Origin of the sequence: Marinobacter sp. EVN1 (assembly GCF_000475375.1) — a bacterium.
GTDB lineage: Bacteria > Pseudomonadota > Gammaproteobacteria > Pseudomonadales > Oleiphilaceae > Marinobacter > Marinobacter nauticus.
This window is the reverse complement of sequence record NZ_AXCB01000070.1, coordinates 596,985-613,931: the sequence shown is the minus strand read 5'-3', so window position 1 is coordinate 613,931 and position 16,947 is coordinate 596,985. Positions and strand designations below refer to the sequence as shown.

Sequence of the window (16,947 nt, the reverse complement as noted above, 5' to 3'; positions counted from 1 at the left end):
AGCCGGGCCTCAGCGCCCGGCTTCTGCTCCAAGCCAGTCCAGACGGTTTCGAAGAGAAACCACATTGCCGATAATCACCAACGTCGGCGCCTGAGCCCCCTTCTCCTGAACCCGATCCACAATCGTTTCCAGAGTGCCGGTAATCACTTCCTGTTCCGGCGTGGTGCCGCGAGATACCAGTGCCACAGGCATATCCGCCGGCATGCCGTGTGCCATCAGTTCCCGACTGATGATCGGTAAACCGACCAGGCCCATGTAAAACACCAGCGTCTGGTTATTCTGGACAAAATCCTTCCACGGTAGATCACAGGTGTCATTCTTCAGGTGCCCGGTAATAAACCGCACCGACTGGGCGTGATCCCGATGGGTCAGCGGAATACCGGCATAAGCAGCACAACCTGAGGCGGCAGTGATACCCGGCACAACCTGGAAACGGACGCCGGCCGAGGCCAGGGTTTCAATCTCCTCGCCACCACGGCCAAAGATGAACGGATCGCCGCCTTTAAGGCGTACCACCCGATAGCCTTCCCGGGCCAGATCCACCAACTGTTGATTGATCTGATCCTGTGGCAACGTGTGGTTCGAACGTTGTTTGCCAACGTGGATCTTCTGGGCGTTTTCAGGAATAAGAGCCATGATTTCCGGGGAAACCAGGCGGTCGTACAACACCACCTCCGCCGACTCGATCAAACGCCAGGCTTTCAGGGTAAGCAGTTCCGGATCACCAGGGCCGGCACCGACCAGGGCAACTTCCCCGGCCGAGTTGTTGGGGTTATCCGTAACCGGGTTGGTCCGGTACCTTGCCGGTGCAGAGCCGACGGGTACGCCCTTTACTGGTGCATCCCTGGATTGATCATTCATTGAATACGCTCGACGCCTCCCATATAGGGTTTGAGTACCTCGGGCACCAGAATACTGCCGTCCGCCTGCTGATAGTTCTCCATTACCGCAATCATGGCGCGACCTACGGCCAGGCCGGAACCATTGAGGGTGTGGACCGGCTCCGGCTTTCCAGTGTCCGGATTACGCCAGCGGGCTTGCATACGCCGTGCCTGAAAATCACGGGTGTTGGAACAGGAAGAAATCTCACGGTATTTATCCTGCCCCGGCAGCCAGACTTCCAGGTCATAGGTTTTCGCGGCGGAAAAGCCCATGTCTCCGCCACAGAGGGTGACGACGCGGTAAGGCAGTTCGAGCAGTTGCAGGATCTTCTCGGCGTGTCCGGTCAGTTCCTCCAGCGCCTGCGTGGATTCATCCGGCCGAACGATGTGCACCAGCTCCACTTTGTCGAACTGATGCTGACGAATCATGCCCCGCACATCCCGGCCATAAGACCCTGCCTCACTCCGGAAACACGGCGTATGGCAAACCAGGCGCAACGGCAGTTCAGCATCATCCAGAATGGTATCCGCAACCAGGTTCGTGGCCGGCACTTCCGCGGTAGGAATCAGGTATAGGGGATTGTCGCCGGCTGTGCGGAAAAGATCTTCTTCAAATTTCGGCAGCTGGCCCGTACCAAACAGAGTGTTGGCATTCACCAGGTAAGGAACATAGGCCTCGGTGTAACCATGCTGCAGAGTATGCTGATCGAGCATGAACTGGGCCAGTGCACGGTGCAGGCGCGCCAGCTGTCCGCGCATAACAGCAAAACGGGAATGGGCCAGCTGAGTGGCCTTCTCAAAGTCCAGGCCTTTCAGCTGCTCACCCAGGGCCACGTGATCCTTAGGCTCAAAATCGAATTCACGGGGCGTACCCCAGACACGCGTCTCGACGTTGTCGTCTTCACTGGCGCCCGGTGGCACGTCGTCGTCGGGAAGATTGGGTATACCGGCAAAGAAGGCATTCAGGGATTCCTGCACGGAACGCAGTTCGTCCTCGGCGTCACCACGTTGCTGCTTCAGGCTTTCGACTTCTTCCAGCAACGGTTTGATATCCTCACCGGCCGCCTTGGCTTTGCCGATGGATTTCGACCGTTTGTTCTGCTCGCTCTGCAAGTTTTCCGTACGAACCTGAATGGCCCGGCGGCGTTCCTCAAGCTGCTCGAAGGTGGCAATATCAAACTCGAAATTCTTGATAGCCAGCCGACGGGCGATCTCTTCAGTCTGTGTACGGACACGTTTCGGATCGAGCATGTTGTTCCTGATTTCCGGTTAACGAATGAATGGTTATGCGGGCATTATACCTGCCGTGAATGCGCTGACCACCACCGGCCGGGCACAGGCAGGAAAATTGGCAAGGGATGGGGCTTAGTACCGCTTTTTCGAGCTGTTGGCATCCAGCGAGTCCAGTCGTTCGCGCTTCTCAGCCAGCTTGATTTCCAGCCCCCGCTGGACCGGTTGGTAATAGCGGCGCTGGTGGATCGCCTCCGGCAGGTAGGCTTCTCCTGCCGCATAGGCATCCGGCTCATCGTGGGCGTATCGGTACTCTTCTCCGTGCCCCATGCTTTTCAGCAATTTGGTGGGCGCATTACGCAGATGTACCGGAACTTCATAGTCCGGATCGCTGCGGATATCCGCGATGCATTGATTGTAAGCTTTGTAAACGGCATTGCTTTTGGGGGCAAGGGCCAGGTACGTAACGGCCTGCGCCAATGCCAGCTCACCCTCCGGGGAGCCCAGACGTTCCTGAGCATCCCAGGCCTGCAGGGTAATCTGGAGCGCCCTCGGGTCGGCATTACCGATGTCTTCACTGGCAATACGAACCAGGCGCCGGGCGACATACAAAGGGTCGCAACCGCCGTCGAGCATCCGGCAAAGCCAGTAAAGTGAACCGTCCGGGTTAGAGCCACGCACCGATTTGTGCAATGCGGAAATCTGGTCGTAGAACACATCCCCGCCTTTATCAAAACGGCGGAGGCTGGTCTGCAGTACCTGTTCAAGAGTTTGCGCGGTAACCTGGTTAACACCATCATCATCCGGCTCGGCCAGGTCAGCGGCCACCTCAAGAATGTTCAGTGCCCGCCGGGCATCGCCACCTGACGCTTCCGCCATGGTCGACAGCACCGCCTCATCTACCCGCAACTGGCCGGCAAAACCCTGCTCGCTCTCCAGGGCACTGTCCAGCAACCGTCGTATATCCGCCGCTTCCAGATTTTTCAGCACATAAACACGGGTACGGGACAGCAAGGCACTGTTCAGTTCGAAGGATGGGTTTTCCGTGGTTGCGCCAACAAAAATAAAGGTACCGTCTTCAATGTGGGGGAGGAAGGCATCCTGCTGGCTTTTGTTGAAGCGATGCACTTCATCGACAAACAACAGGGTATCCCTGCCCTGGGACTGTTTACGGTTGCGAGCCCGCTCCACCACCTCCCGGATTTCCTTTACTCCGCTGAGGACTGCAGAGATGGTTTCGAAGGACAAGTCTCCGACATTGGCCAGCAGGCGAGCAAAGGTGGTTTTTCCGACTCCGGGCGGGCCCCAGAGAATCATGGAATGCAGCTGGCCCTGTTCCACGGCTCGTCGCAGAGGTTTGCCGGGGCCGACCAGGTGAGCCTGGCCGACATAACCTTCAAGAGAGGTCGGCCGCATACGAGCGGCCAGGGGCTGAAAGCCGGTCTCAGTCTGAAACAGGCTGTCCTGCATCAGGCACCGTCCCGAATCACGTCAACGCCCTCCGGATAGTCGAGGCGGAAGACACTGGAATCGAGTGCCTGATTCAGTTCAATACGGTCAAAGCTGAGAATGCTCATCTGAGACAGGGAATCCTGCATGCGCATTTCCTGCAGCTCGCCGTCAAAGAAGCTCAGCCGTAGAGAGGTAAACAGAGAATCCTGACTACGGGGTACCAGAGTGAATTCACGGGTGCTTTCACCGAGATCCCGGACACTCACTTCATAGCTCTCATCCAGATTCTCTACTTCGCCGCTCAACAACAGTGCTGGCGTGGTCTGAACCCGCTCATCAAGGGAATGAATGGTTACCTGTTCCAGATCCGGATCGTACACCTCCACTTTATCGCCATCGCTGACAATAAACTGGGACAGGGGTGCTCCGGTCTCCCAGTAGAACAAACCAGGCCGCTTGGCTTTGAGCGATCCACGGGTTTCCTGAACCTGGCTGCCATTCTCATTGACCACAATCTGTATAAAGTCCGCCTGATAGGTTTCGTAGCTTTTCAGAATCGATGTCAACTGTTCGGCTGCGACCCGGGATGCCTGTGCACTATCAGCCTGGGACAGGCCAGACCACGTTGCTGCCAGTACCAACAGGATTCCTGAAAACATTCTGATCATCTGATAACTCCTAGTCTCTGGGAGGCGGCGGTGCAAGAACTTCTCTGGCACCGTTGTGGCCCGCCGGGCTGACTACCCCCGAAGCTTCCATGGCATCCACCAGATTGGCGGCACGGTTGTAGCCGATCTTGAATTTACGCTGGACCGACGAAATAGACACCCGCCGGTTTTCCGTGACAAACGCCACTGCTTCGTCAAACAGGGCGTCACCCTCTTCGGCACCACCGGGTCCGCCTTCGCTGAGCGTGGGTACCCCGGGTAGGTGCTCACCCTCGGCGCCATTCAGCACATCGTCCACGTACTCAGGCTCACCCCGGGCTTTCCACGCGCTGACCACACGGTGCACTTCGTCGTCATCGACAAAGGCTCCGTGCACCCGCACGGGTAAACCTGACCCAGGCGGCAGATACAGCATGTCGCCGTGGCCCAGCAACTGTTCAGCCCCGCCCTGATCGAGAACGGTGCGGGAGTCGATCTTGGAGGACACCTGGAACGACATCCTGGTGGGAATGTTGGCCTTGATCAGACCGGTGATCACATCCACGGACGGGCGCTGGGTTGCCAGAACCAGATGAATACCAGCCGCCCGTGCCTTCTGGGCGATCCGGGCAATCAACTCTTCAACTTTCTTGCCGACAATCATCATCATGTCGGCGAATTCATCGATCACCACCACAATGAACGGCAGGGTATCCAGCTCCGGGCGTTCCTGCTCATCATTGGCCAGGTATTCATCCGGTTTCCAGAGCGGGTCCAGCAGCGGCTCACCCTCGGCCCGGGCATCTTTCACCTTCTTGTTATAACCGGCAATATTGCGCACACCCAGGCTTGCCATCAGCCGGTAGCGGCGCTCCATCTCGGCCACACACCAACGCAAGGCATTGGCGGCCTCTTTCATGTCTGTGACCACTGGTGCCAACAGGTGCGGGATGCCGTCGTAGATGCTCAGTTCAAGCATCTTCGGGTCAACCATGATGAACCGGACTTCATCCGGTGTTGCCTTCAGCAACATACTCAACAGCATGGCGTTCACCCCCACCGACTTACCGGAACCGGTGGTGCCGGCTACCAGCAGGTGGGGCATTTTGGCCAGGTTGGCAACCATGGGGTTGCCCCCAATATCGTTACCCAGCGCCAACGTCAGTGGTGAGGAAGATTCCGTGAACACCTTCGCACCCAGCACTTCGCTCAGGCGAACAATTTCACGCTCTTCGTTGGGAATCTCGATGCCAACCACAGACTTGCCCGGAATCACCTCAACCACACGCACACTGAGTACGGCCAGGGATCGGGCCAGGTCTTTTGCCAGGTTGGAGATTTTGCTGACTTTGACCCCGGGGGCCGGCTTGATCTCGAAGCGGGTAATCACGGGGCCGGGATTAACCTCGACCACCTCAACCGATACCCCGAAATCACTGAGCTTCTCTTCGAGCAAACGGGACATATGCTCCAGAGACTCTTCCGAATAACCTCGTTCTTTGTGCTCCTCAGGGGGATCCAGCAATGAAATTGGTGGAATCGGGCTTTCAATGTCTTCCAGCAGAGAGCCCTGGCGGTCGTCAGCCCTGTTCGGTGCCTTATCCTGCTCTTCCTTCTTGAACGGCGATATCTTGAGGGAGCGGGCCTTTGCCTTTTCAACCGAGGGAGGCGATGGCTCTGCCTTCACATCCCGAGAGCTGAAACTCTCCAGGTGCTCAGGTTCTGGTATGGATGCCGGCAACCCCTCAATGGCGGGTTCTTTCCGTTCGCGCTGGGGCTCCCGAGCCTTGGTATCCTCTGCGGGTTTTGCACGACGACCAAACAACCGTCGCCACCAGCTCTGCTGGCCTGACTTTCGGTCATTTTTACTCTTCTCGCGAGCCCGGACTTTGTCACGCACAACCGGGGGCTCCGGTTCCGGCTTAGGTGCTTCCGCCCTGGCTGCCGGGGTTCTTTGGCCGGCGGTCTTTTCAGCCTTCTTCCCTGCCCCGGCGACCAGCGATTTGGCCGCCAGGGCAAATTTCAGGGTCAGGCCTCCCACCTGATCCATCAACCGGAACCAAGACAGGCCGATAGTCACCGTCAGGGCAAATAGAAAGATGGCAATCAGCAATAGCGTGGTCGCCGGAAGATTAAAAAACCGCACCATGGCTTCAGACACCGCAGTACCCAATACGCCGCCAGAGGAAGCGCCCAGGCCAAATACGGAGTAGAGAGAAAGCAGGCTGGTGGCAGACAGCAGAATAAGAACAAAACCGCCAAAGCGGACCATGAACAACGGCCAGTGCATATCCAGCGGTTGATGCCGACGACGAATCAGCATGATCGCGTAACCCGCAACCATCACCGGAAACAGCCAGGACACATAGCCGAAGAAGTCCATGAAAAGGCTCGCCAGCCAGGCACCGGTGCGACCTGCGTAATTCTGGACACGGATATCGTGGCCAATGCTGGCCCAGCCAGGGTCAGCCGGATTGAAGGTAAACAGGGCCATGGCGAGATAGATGCACAGCACAATCAGCGCAATGACCGCGCCTTCCCTGGCCCCCTGGGCCATCAGGCGACGAAATCGCTTCTGCTTGTCGGTCAGTTCTGTGGCTAATGCTTTCTTCGCTTTCGCGGATTCCGCCATGAATGCTCAAACCGTCCGGTTGTTAGTCTTTCAACGCCTGGAAACCTCTGTCCAGATCGGTTTTCAGATCCCTGATGGATTCGATACCGACGGACAGGCGAATCAGGTTCTCGGTAATGCCTGCCCTCGCCTTGTCTTCGGGAGAGAGGCGTCCATGAGTGGTTGTCGCCGGATGAGTGATGGTGGTTTTCACATCCCCCAGGTTGGCAGTGATAGAAATCATCCGGGTCGCGTCAATAAACTTCCACGCCTGCTCCCGGCCACCCCTCACCAGGAAGGAAAGTACGCCACCAAAGCCGTCCTGCTGTTTTTTCGCCAGCTCGTGCTGTGGATGGCTCTGCAAGCCTGCATAGTAAACTTTTTCCACACAGTCCTGCTGTTCCAGCCACAAAGCCAACTCTAACGCATTGTCGCAGTGGGCGCGCATACGAATCGGTAAGGTTTCCAGACCCTTCTGGAACACCCAGGCATTGAACGGACTCATGGTCGGGCCCGCGGAACGGATGAAACCATAAATCTCGTCCAGGTACTTGGCCGGCCCAACCACCACGCCACCGACACAACGGCCCTGGCCGTCGAGATACTTGGTGGCCGAATGGATAACGATGTCGGCGCCCTGCTCCAGTGGCCGCTGCAGCACAGGCGTACAGAAGCAATTGTCGACCACAAGCAACGCATCGTTTTCACGGGCGATGGCAGACAAGGCGGCAAGATCCGCCACTTCGCACAGGGGATTGGACGGGGTCTCCAGAAACAGCATCCGGGTGGCGGGGCGAATCTCCGCTTTCCACTCATCCAATTCGGTCAGGCTGACAAAGCTGGTTTCGACGCCAAATCTGGCCATGTACTTCTGAAACAGTACATTGGTCGTCCCGAACACACCTCGGGAGCAGATTACGTGGTCGCCGGTCTTCAGCAGCGACATGCAGGTACTGAGAATGGCGGCCATACCCGAGGCAGTCGCAACACCACGTTCACCCCCCTCCATGGCGGCAATTCTGGCTTCAAATGCCTGCACGGTCGGGTTGGTAAACCGGGAGTAGATATTGCCGGGCTCCTCGCCGCCAAAACGGGCAGCCGCCTGGGCCGCGCTGCCATAGACAAAGCTGGAGGTCGGGAAGATGGCATCGCTGTGTTCGAGCTGCCCGGTACGAATCTGCCCTGCCCGCACGGCCAGGGTATCGACCGACATGCCGTCCAGGTCCGATTCGGGAATCCAAACGTGTTCTTCTCGGCCGAACGTCATGACAGTCTCCTGGCGTAATTGCGGGTGTCAGTCTTCATCATTGTGCAGGTCAATAATGGCGTTGTCGTCATTCGCGACCTGACTGGTTGAGCGCTTCTCATCCTTGCGAAGATCTTCCAGCCTGGTCAGGTAAGCTTCATCCACGTCGCCGGTAATGTAATCCCCGGTGAACACCGAGCATTCCCAACCGTCGATGTCTTCATTGACATCGTTGACACAGGAAATCAGGTCTTCCAGATCCTGATACACCAACCAGTCAGCTCCGATCAGATCACGCACTTCTTCCACAGTGCGGTCGTGGGCAATCAGCTCGCTGGCCGAGGGCATGTCGATGCCGTACACGTTGGGATAGCGCACGGGGGGAGCCGCTGACGCAAAATAGACATTGCGCGCTCCAGCATCCCGGGCCATCTGCACAATTTCCTTGCAGGTAGTCCCCCGGACGATGGAATCGTCCACCAGCATGACGTTCTTGCCACGAAACTCCAGGTCAATTGGATTGAGCTTCTGGCGTACCGATTTCTTGCGCATTTTCTGGCCGGGCATGATAAAGGTACGGCCGATGTACCGATTCTTGATAAAGCCTTCGCGGTACTTCACGCCCAGCTGATGGGCCATTTGCATGGCGGACGTCCGGCTGGTGTCCGGAATCGGAATCACCACATCAATATCGTGGTCGGGCCGCTCGCGCAGAACCTTGTCTGCCAGCACTTCGCCCATCCGGAGCCGGGCCTTGTAACAGGAAACGCCGTCCATGATCGAATCCGGACGGGCAAAATAGACATGTTCAAAGATGCACGGATAGAGCTTGGGTGATTCGGCGCACTGCTCTGAATACAAGGTACCATCGGTTTCAATATAGACAGCCTCGCCGGGAGCGATGTCACGAACGATGGTAAAACCAGCAGCATTGAGCGCGACGCTTTCCGACGCGATCATGTATTCCTTGTGGCCATCTTCATTTTCCCGGACACCGTAGCACGCTGGCCGGATACCATTCGGATCCCTGAAGCCAACGATGCCATAACCGGTGATCATGGCAATCACGGCATAGGCACCCTTGCAACGCTTGTGCACTGCGCGCACCGCCGAAAAAATTTCGTCTTTGGTGGGATTCAATTTGCCCAGCTTCTGGAGTTCATGTGCGAACACATTCAGCAGAACTTCAGAATCCGAATTGGTGTTGATGTGGCGCAGATCGGTGCGGAACAGATCACTGCTCAGCTCGTCGGCATTGGTCAGGTTACCGTTGTGAGCCAGGGTGATACCGTAAGGACTGTTTACGTAGAACGGCTGGGCTTCCGCTGAGCTGGAGCTGCCCGCCGTGGGATAACGAACATGCCCGATACCCACGTTGCCCACCAACCGGCGCATATGGCGGGTATGGAAAACATCCCGCACCAGCCCGTTGTCTTTACGCAGAAAGAATCGGTTGTCCTGAAAGGTAACAATACCCGCCGCATCCTGGCCACGGTGCTGAAGAACGGTCAGTGCATCATAAAGAAGCTGATTGACGTTGGAAGTACTGACGATACCGACAATGCCGCACATGGCTGGAAATATCTCCGAGTGTTAAAACTGAATGTTAACGGGATGCAGACGCGGGTTCCACGCCTTCAGGTCCTGCGGACGCCTCCGGGGTGGCCTGAGCACCCTGCTCCGGACCAAGGAAGCGGGCAAATTCATCGCCGAGCGTGCGCCTGGACCAGTCCTCAACCACCGCAAGGCGTTCGATCATGACCGAGGTTCTCCACCAGGTATCCTGGGCCAGCGGCGTATAGCGCGTGAAGGCAATGGCCACGATCACAACCACAACCCCTCTGAGAAGACCAAACCCCATGCCGAGCACCCTGTCCGTCGCTGACAGACCGGTGGCACGCACCAGGTGGCCGATCATATTGTTGATAATCGCGCCAACGATCAGAGTACCAAAGAAAAGGATGGCAAACGCTGCAATCAGCCGTACCAACGGTGTTTCCACCGTGGACTCCAGAAGAGATTGCATCTGGGGGTGAAACGTCCGGGCGATGATAAACGCACCTACCCAGGTAACCAGTGACAGAGCTTCACGAACAAAGCCCCGCTTCAGACTGATAAGCGTGGAGACGGCAATGAGGGCAATGATGACCCAGTCGATCCAGATCAGCGCTTCCATGGAAAACCCGGTGGAGAAAACGAAAGGCGGATTCTAACAGGAAACCTGGTGACACCAAACTGCCGAAGCCAGATAAATCCGGCAACAGCCAGTTATTTATCGCCGGTGGTGACCAGGCTGTTCAGGCCGAAGGCTTTATCAAGCGCCGCCTTGGCTGTCTGGGCATCGTCCTTGTTGACGAACGGACCGCTGAATACCCGGGTCAGAGTGCTATCGCCACGCTCGACCTGCTGCAGGTGGGCGCCGTACCCCATGCCGAGAACCTTGTCCCGCAGACGCCGGGCGTTGTCCTGGTTGCCAAAACTACCAAGTTGCACTACCCAGGCACCTTCAAGCGAACCGCTATACTCGGCCTTGTCGGCACTTTCAGAACCGGTGGTCGATGCTACATCCTGCTGGCCCGTTGGCGCCACAGGTTCAGGTTCTGGCTGAGTTGTGGATTCCCCCGGCACTTGCGGTTCCACCCGTTCGGAATTGACCTCTGGCGCGCGTACTTCTTCGGCAACAGAGTCTTCCTCGATAATTCTGAAACCTGCCGCAGGCTCGTCAGTCGTCGCTGGAGTTGAGCCGCTGGGCGCCTCTACGCCGACATTCTCATTGTCCGGATACTGCGTTTCCGGCATTTCAACTTCGGGGAATGGAGGCTCCTCAGGAATGGTGATAGGGGTTGACTGTCTTTGGGAATGGGGCTCGTCAAAAATCATCGGCACAAAAATAACCGCGAGTGAAACCAGCACCAGTGCGCCAATGATCCGCTGCTTCAGTCCATCCACCTGAGAGGGCTCCCGTTAACAACCAGTTTGATCACGATACTAACCGGCCACTGGCCAGAACTCAAAGCTTCCCGGGAACCTATGGACAAACTTTAAGGCGCTTCCGAAACCGGCAACAGTTCTTGCCTGGCCAGAGCCACCGTGAAGAACGAACCAAACACGATAACCCGATCACCGGATCTTGCCTCGCCCATGGCCGCTGCAAGCGCCCCGGACACCGAACCAAAAGCCCCGGGTCTCCCTTTAAGCGGAACGGTTGATATACGCTTCATCAGACGGTCGGAGTCGAGCCCTCTGGGAATATCCAGGCCCGCGAGGTACCACTGATCAACGACTGATGACATGGAACTGGCCACACCCTCTACGTCCTTATCTCCCAGCGCCCCATAGACGGCCAGAATGCGCCCGGGGTTATCACCCCGGAGGTTGCGAAGATTATCAGCGAGCCAGGCTGCAGCATGAGGGTTGTGACCAACGTCTATGATCACATCCGGGTTGTGATGAATGGTTTCAAATCGGCCGGGAACTTGAACGCTACGCACAGCATGCCGGAGGCTGTCCAGTGACAACTCAGGTACCAGTTGACGGGAGAGTACCGCCGCAGCCGCTACACTCTGCACAGGCAAGGGACCGGCCGGCAACTCAATCTGCTCGTCGCCGATATGAAGCAAAACCTGCCCGGGAGTGCCGGGCACAAGCGTATAATCCCGACCGGTGAGCTTCAGGCCCACCTTCTGAGCCGCCGCCTGTTGAAGGACCGAGGACGGAGGGTTGGGATCGGCACAAACCGCGGAAATACCCGGCCTGAGAATGCCCGCTTTTTCAAAACCAATGACTTCCCGGTTATCCCCGAGAAAACCAATGTGATCGATATCGACCGAGGTGATCACCGCAAAGTCCGGATCCAGCACGTTGACTGCATCCAGGCGACCTCCCAACCCGACTTCCAACACCCAATCCTCAACGCCGGCGTCTGCAAACGCCACAAAAGCGGCCAGGGTTCCAAACTCAAAATAGGTTAAAGACACCCCTCGGCGAGCCGCCTCAACCCGCTCGAACGCGGACACCAATGCTGCGTCGGATATCTCCTCGCCACCGATCCGAACCCGCTCGTTATAGCGAAACAGATGAGGTGACATATAGGCACCGGTGCTCCTGCCGGCGGCCAGCAAAATGGACTCGAGCGCCGTAACTGTGGTGCCTTTACCATTGGTTCCTGCAACGGTAATGATGCGGGCCTGAGGCTTGCGCGGGAACAACCGACGCAGAACCACCAGGACACGGTCCAGGCCAAGATCTATTTCGGTGGGATGAATGGCCTCCAGCCAGTGAAGCCATTCTTCAACCGTCGCCCCGGGGGCCGGAGGCCCGACAGGAGCGGGGATGGATTCACTGTCCTTCTGGTTCATCAACGTCCGGCTTTTCAGTGACTTCAAACTCGATGGGGGCTTCAGTGCCAGGTTTTTCCTGGGCAGTAAACTTGGCCAGCAGGTGGGCGATGCGCTCACGCATCTGATGACGGTGCAGAATCATGTCGATGGCACCATGCTCGAGCAGAAACTCGCTGCGCTGGAAGCCTTCCGGCAGTTTTTCGCGCACGGTTTGTTCGATAACCCTGGGGCCCGCGAAACCGATCAGGGCATAAGGTTCAGCAATATTGAGGTCACCCAGCATGGCGAGACTGGCCGAGACACCACCGAAGACCGGATCGGTCATCACCGAAATGTAGGGTATGCCTTCCTGCTTGAGCTTCTCCAGTACCGCCGCGGTCTTGGCCATCTGCATCAATGACAGGATGGCTTCCTGCATGCGGGCGCCACCACTGGCTGAAAAGCAGACCAGGGGAATCCGGTGCTCCAGCGCAACATTCGCTGCCTGGACGAACTTCTCACCAACTACCTGCCCCATGGAACCGCCCAGGAAGTTGAACTCGAACGCGCAGGCAACGAGGGGCACGCCCATGGTTGTCCCACGCATGGCAATCAGCGCATCCTTTTCGCCGGTGGCTTTCTGCGCCGCAGCGAGGCGATCCTTGTAACGCTTGCTGTCCTTGAACTTCAGCCGGTCTGAAGGCTCAAGGTGGGTTGCCAGCTCCTCACGCCCATCTTTATCCAGAAAGATATCCAGTCGACGGCGTGCAGACACCCGAAGATGGTGATTACACTTGGGGCAAACGTCCAGGTTTTTCTCGAGCTCCGGCTTGTACAGGAATGCACCGCATTTTGGGCATTTCTTCCATAAACCTTCCGGCACTCCGGTACGTTGCCGTGATTCCGAGCGAATCTTGCTCGGCATGATCTTGTCCAGCCAGTTACTCATGCTCTCGTCCTGTCCTTTGATGCCTGGATTTTGCCCGGTCAATGAGCCAGGCTGTCCAGCGCTTCGCGCATCGGGTGCAGCAGATCCGTCAAAGCCTTACGCAAAGCGTCCGGATCTGTCTGATGTCGGGCTATTGTATCGACCAGCACACTGCCAACAATTACACCATCGGATACTCTGCCTACTGCGGCGGCAGTTTCCGCATCCCGGATACCAAAGCCCACACCCACCGGCAACGCGGTGAGCTCGTGCACGTGGGCTACTTTCTTCGCGACTTCATCAACATCAATGGTTGCGGACCCGGTCACGCCCTTGATAGAAACATAGTACACATAGCCGGATGAGTGCTCGCTGATTGCCTTGATTCGGTCATCCGTGGTCGTCGGGGCCAGGAGGAAAATCGGATCGAGATGGCTATCAGCAAACAGCGGCGCTACCTGATCAGCCTCTTCCGGAGGCAAATCAACCGTCAGAACACCATCTACGCCGGCGTCAGCCGCCGCATTGGCAAACGCTTCATAGCCCATGGCTTCCATCGGATTCAGATAGCCCATCAGTACCACTGGAGTATCCGGATCGGAATTACGGAACTCCTTGACCATCGCAATCACCTGACGGAGCGACGTACCGTGCTTGAGCGCCCGTTCACAGGCAAGCTGAATCACCGGGCCGTCAGCCATCGGGTCCGAGAACGGCACGCCCAGCTCGATAATATCGGCACCTGCAGACACCAAAGTATGCATCAGGCTGACGGTCTCGTCCGGGTGTGGGTCGCCAGCTGTAATATAGGGAATCAGCGCCTTGCGACCCTGCTCTTTCAATGCGTTCAATACACCTTCAATTCGGCTCATGCCTGCTCCTGATACCTTCAGATCTCAATGCCATCCAGTTGGGCAATGGTGTGAATATCCTTGTCGCCCCGGCCGGAGATGTTGATAACCAGCATCTTGTCCTTGTCCATGGTGGCGGCCAGCTTTACGCCATAGGCTACGGCATGGGCAGTTTCCAGCGCCGGCATGATACCCTCAACGCGTGTCAGTTTGCGGAAGCCATCGAGGGCTTCATCATCGGTCACGGACACATAATTGGCCCGGCCAATGTCTTTCAGCCAGGCATGCTCAGGCCCAACGCCGGGATAGTCCAGCCCGGCGCTGACAGAATGTGTTCCGGCGATCTGACCGTTCTCATCTTCCATCAGGTAGGTCCGGTTGCCGTGCAGCACACCGGGACGACCGGCGCACAGTGGCGCTGCATGCTGGCCGGTCTCGATACCCAGGCCACCGGCCTCAACACCATAGAGTTCCACGGATTCATCCGCGAGGAACGGGTAGAACATGCCAATGGCGTTGGAACCACCACCCACACAGGCCACCAGTGCGTCCGGCAGTTTACCCACCTTCTCCATGGCCTGTTTGCGGATTTCACGCCCGATCACCGACTGGAAATCGCGCACCAGCAGCGGATAGGGGTGCGGGCCCGCGACGGTACCAATGATATAGAACGTGTCATCTACATTCGCGACCCAATCGCGCATGGCGTCGTTCATGGCATCCTTCAGTGTTTTTGTACCGCTCTGGACAGCATGTACGGTCGCGCCCAGGAGTTTCATGCGGTACACATTGAGGGACTGACGCTTGACGTCCTCTGCCCCCATGAATACGTGACATTCAAGCCCGAGACGGGCGCACACCGTTGCCGTGGCCACACCATGCTGACCGGCCCCGGTTTCCGCAATGATGCGCTTCTTGCCCAGGAAACTGGCCAGCAGGGCCTGGCCAATGGTGTTGTTCACCTTATGGGCACCGGTGTGGTTAAGGTCTTCGCGCTTGAGCCAGATCTGTGCACCACCGGCTTCCCGGGTCAGGCGCTCTGCAAAATAGAGCGGGCTGGGGCGGCCAACATAGTCGGCAAGGTCATTATCAAAAGTCGCCTGGAATTCAGGATCTTCCTTCAAGCGAAGGTATTCCTTTTCCAGGGTCATCAAAGAATCCATCAGGGTTTCTGAAACAAACCGTCCACCAAAGGCACCGAAGTGACCTCTCGCATCAGGAAGCGCCTTCAACATTTCTTCAGTCAGTTTTACAGACACGGTGAACCTCTTTGAAAAATTGAGACAATTTGGTGGCGTCTTTCTTACCCTTGCTCTCTTCCACCCCACCGCTGACGTCAACAGCCCAGGGGCGTACCTGCTCAATCGCGCGGGCTACGTTATCAGATGACAACCCACCGGCCAATATCAGGGGCAAGGGCCTGCTTTCAGGAATCAGTGACCAGTTGAACGACTGGCCGGTACCGCCATAGCGGTTTGGATCCCAGGCGTCCACCAACAAACCGGAAGCCTGATGATAATCGGCAAACGCCTGTTCGATCTGTCCGGGCTCACGCACCCTGACGGCCTTGATCCAGCGCCGGCCAAAAGACTGGCAGAACTCCGGACTCTCATCGCCATGGAACTGCAGGAGATCCAGTGGCACAGCATCCAGAACGGCTTCGACATAATCCCGCTCAGGATTCACGAACAGTCCGGTAACCGCCACGAACGCAGGAACCTTGGCGGCCAGGATTCGGGCCTGCTCCAGATCGACCGCTCTCGGGCTCGGCGCATAAAACACCAGACCTATGGCATCGGCGCCACAGGCTACCGCGGCTTCCACATCCTGCGGGCGCGTCAGGCCACATATTTTTACGCGGGCTGTCATGCAGGAGCCTTTCCCTGTTTCGGGTGTATGTGAGTTGGTGTGATCGGCGCGTTGCTGGCCGGGTCAAACCAGGGAGTAACGAACGCCGGTCCACACAATGCCTTGGGAATCCCGAAGGACTCAGGATAACCGACATCCACCAGGTAGAGCCCGTAAGGAGGGGCGGTCACACCGGCAAGTTTGCGATCACGGCGTTCCAGAATATCACCAATCCAGCCTTCAGGCTGCTGACCATTACCAACCGCCATCAAGGCACCGGCAATATTGCGTACCATATGATGAAGAAAGGCGTTGGCCTGCACATCTATTACGACAAACTCTCCGCATCGGGTTACCGAAATCTGCTCCAGAAACCGAACCGGAGTCCGGGACTGGCAACCGGCAGCGCGAAATGAGGAGAAGTCATGCTCGCCGACCAGTGCCTGGGCTGCACGATGCATTCTTTCGGCATCCAACGGACGAAAGGTCCAGGACACCTGTCCACGCTGGATCCCCGGGCGCACCGGATGATTGTAGATCACATACCGGTAACGTCGGTAAATCGCGGAAAACCTGGCGTGAAAATCGCCCTGACCGTTCCCTGCCCAGTGCACAGAAATGTCATCAGGTAATGCCGTGTTCATTCCCATGACCCAGGAACGAAGGTTTCGAACCGATGGCGTGTCAAAATGGGCTACCTGAAAACTGGCATGCACGCCGGCGTCGGTGCGGCCTGCACACACCAGGTCGACCGGATGGTCGGCAACGCGGGCCGCGGCCCGGGAAAGTTCTGCCTCCACCGAACGCACGCCACTCTTCTGCAATTGCCAGCCATGAAAGGCCTGACCGTCGTACTCAAAGATGATGGCAACCCGTCCATTACCAATGGCGTTATCTGTGGTGAGAGGCTGAGGCGTGAGGAACAAGTGCTGAC

Annotated in this window: 13 protein-coding genes and 3 pseudogenes; all 16 read right to left on the bottom strand. The window is 57.3% G+C overall.

The features are described 5' to 3' along the window. Positions 1–9: 9 nt before the first annotated feature. Positions 10–816: pseudogene (gene cobA / locus Q674_RS40020) on the bottom strand (uroporphyrinogen-III C-methyltransferase); the annotation flags it as partial. Positions 817–857: 41 nt separating this feature from the next. Continuing rightward, positions 858–2,132 carry a serine--tRNA ligase gene (gene serS / locus Q674_RS40015; RefSeq protein WP_023010120.1) on the bottom strand — a complete coding sequence of 425 codons (1,275 nt, stop codon included), beginning with the start codon at positions 2,130–2,132 and terminating at the stop codon, positions 858–860. Positions 2,133–2,246: 114 nt separating this feature from the next. Beyond that, positions 2,247–3,581: a replication-associated recombination protein A gene (locus Q674_RS40010; protein ID WP_023010119.1), complete on the bottom strand. Its 1,335-nt coding sequence runs from the start codon at positions 3,579–3,581 to the stop codon at positions 2,247–2,249. Next, the gene (lolA, locus tag Q674_RS40005) at positions 3,581–4,231 is read right to left on the bottom strand and encodes an outer membrane lipoprotein chaperone LolA (protein WP_023010118.1); all 651 of its coding nucleotides are present in this window, start codon (positions 4,229–4,231) and stop codon (positions 3,581–3,583) included. The genes Q674_RS40010 and lolA overlap by 1 nt, the downstream gene beginning before the upstream one ends. 10 nt (positions 4,232–4,241) lie before the next feature. Continuing rightward, positions 4,242–5,753: pseudogene (locus Q674_RS41720) on the bottom strand (DNA translocase FtsK); the annotation flags it as partial. Positions 5,754–6,305: 552 nt separating this feature from the next. Further along, positions 6,306–6,704 (bottom strand): annotated as a pseudogene (locus Q674_RS41715) (DNA translocase FtsK 4TM domain-containing protein); the annotation flags it as partial. Positions 6,705–6,864: 160 nt separating this feature from the next. Then, entirely contained in the window at positions 6,865–8,088 is a 1,224-nt protein-coding gene (locus Q674_RS39995) for an O-succinylhomoserine sulfhydrylase (protein WP_023010116.1), read from the bottom strand. A 27-nt stretch (positions 8,089–8,115) separates the two neighbouring features. Beyond that, the gene (gene purF, locus Q674_RS39990) at positions 8,116–9,639 is read right to left on the bottom strand and encodes an amidophosphoribosyltransferase (protein ID WP_023010115.1); all 1,524 of its coding nucleotides are present in this window, start codon (positions 9,637–9,639) and stop codon (positions 8,116–8,118) included. 34 nt (positions 9,640–9,673) lie between these two features. Further along, complete coding sequence (locus tag Q674_RS39985; protein WP_023010114.1) at positions 9,674–10,243, bottom strand: CvpA family protein; 570 nt, start codon at positions 10,241–10,243, stop codon at positions 9,674–9,676. A gap of 92 nt (positions 10,244–10,335) precedes the next feature. After that, the gene (locus tag Q674_RS39980) at positions 10,336–11,016 is read right to left on the bottom strand and encodes an SPOR domain-containing protein (protein ID WP_023010113.1); all 681 of its coding nucleotides are present in this window, start codon (positions 11,014–11,016) and stop codon (positions 10,336–10,338) included. 92 nt (positions 11,017–11,108) lie between these two features. Further along, positions 11,109–12,425, bottom strand: a complete 1,317-nt coding sequence (folC, locus tag Q674_RS39975; RefSeq protein ID WP_023010112.1) for a bifunctional tetrahydrofolate synthase/dihydrofolate synthase — start codon at positions 12,423–12,425, stop codon at positions 11,109–11,111. Further along, positions 12,406–13,335, bottom strand: a complete 930-nt coding sequence (gene accD / locus Q674_RS39970; protein WP_023010111.1) for an acetyl-CoA carboxylase, carboxyltransferase subunit beta — start codon at positions 13,333–13,335, stop codon at positions 12,406–12,408. The genes folC and accD overlap by 20 nt, the downstream gene beginning before the upstream one ends. Positions 13,336–13,373: 38 nt before the next feature. Next, positions 13,374–14,186 carry a tryptophan synthase subunit alpha gene (gene trpA, locus Q674_RS39965; protein WP_023010110.1) on the bottom strand — a complete coding sequence of 271 codons (813 nt, stop codon included), beginning with the start codon at positions 14,184–14,186 and terminating at the stop codon, positions 13,374–13,376. A 17-nt stretch (positions 14,187–14,203) separates the two neighbouring features. Further along, complete coding sequence (gene trpB, locus Q674_RS39960) at positions 14,204–15,412, bottom strand: tryptophan synthase subunit beta (protein ID WP_198324822.1); 1,209 nt, start codon at positions 15,410–15,412, stop codon at positions 14,204–14,206. Next, on the bottom strand, positions 15,405–16,034 hold the full coding sequence (locus Q674_RS39955; protein ID WP_023010109.1) for a phosphoribosylanthranilate isomerase: 630 nt from the start codon (positions 16,032–16,034) through the stop codon (positions 15,405–15,407). Before Q674_RS39955 ends, trpB begins: the two co-directional genes overlap by 8 nt. Then, a complete protein-coding gene (truA, locus tag Q674_RS39950) occupies positions 16,031–16,939 on the bottom strand; it encodes a tRNA pseudouridine(38-40) synthase TruA (protein WP_023010108.1) in 909 nt (302 codons plus the stop codon). The genes Q674_RS39955 and truA overlap by 4 nt, the downstream gene beginning before the upstream one ends. Between the last annotated feature and the right edge of the window lie 8 nt (positions 16,940–16,947).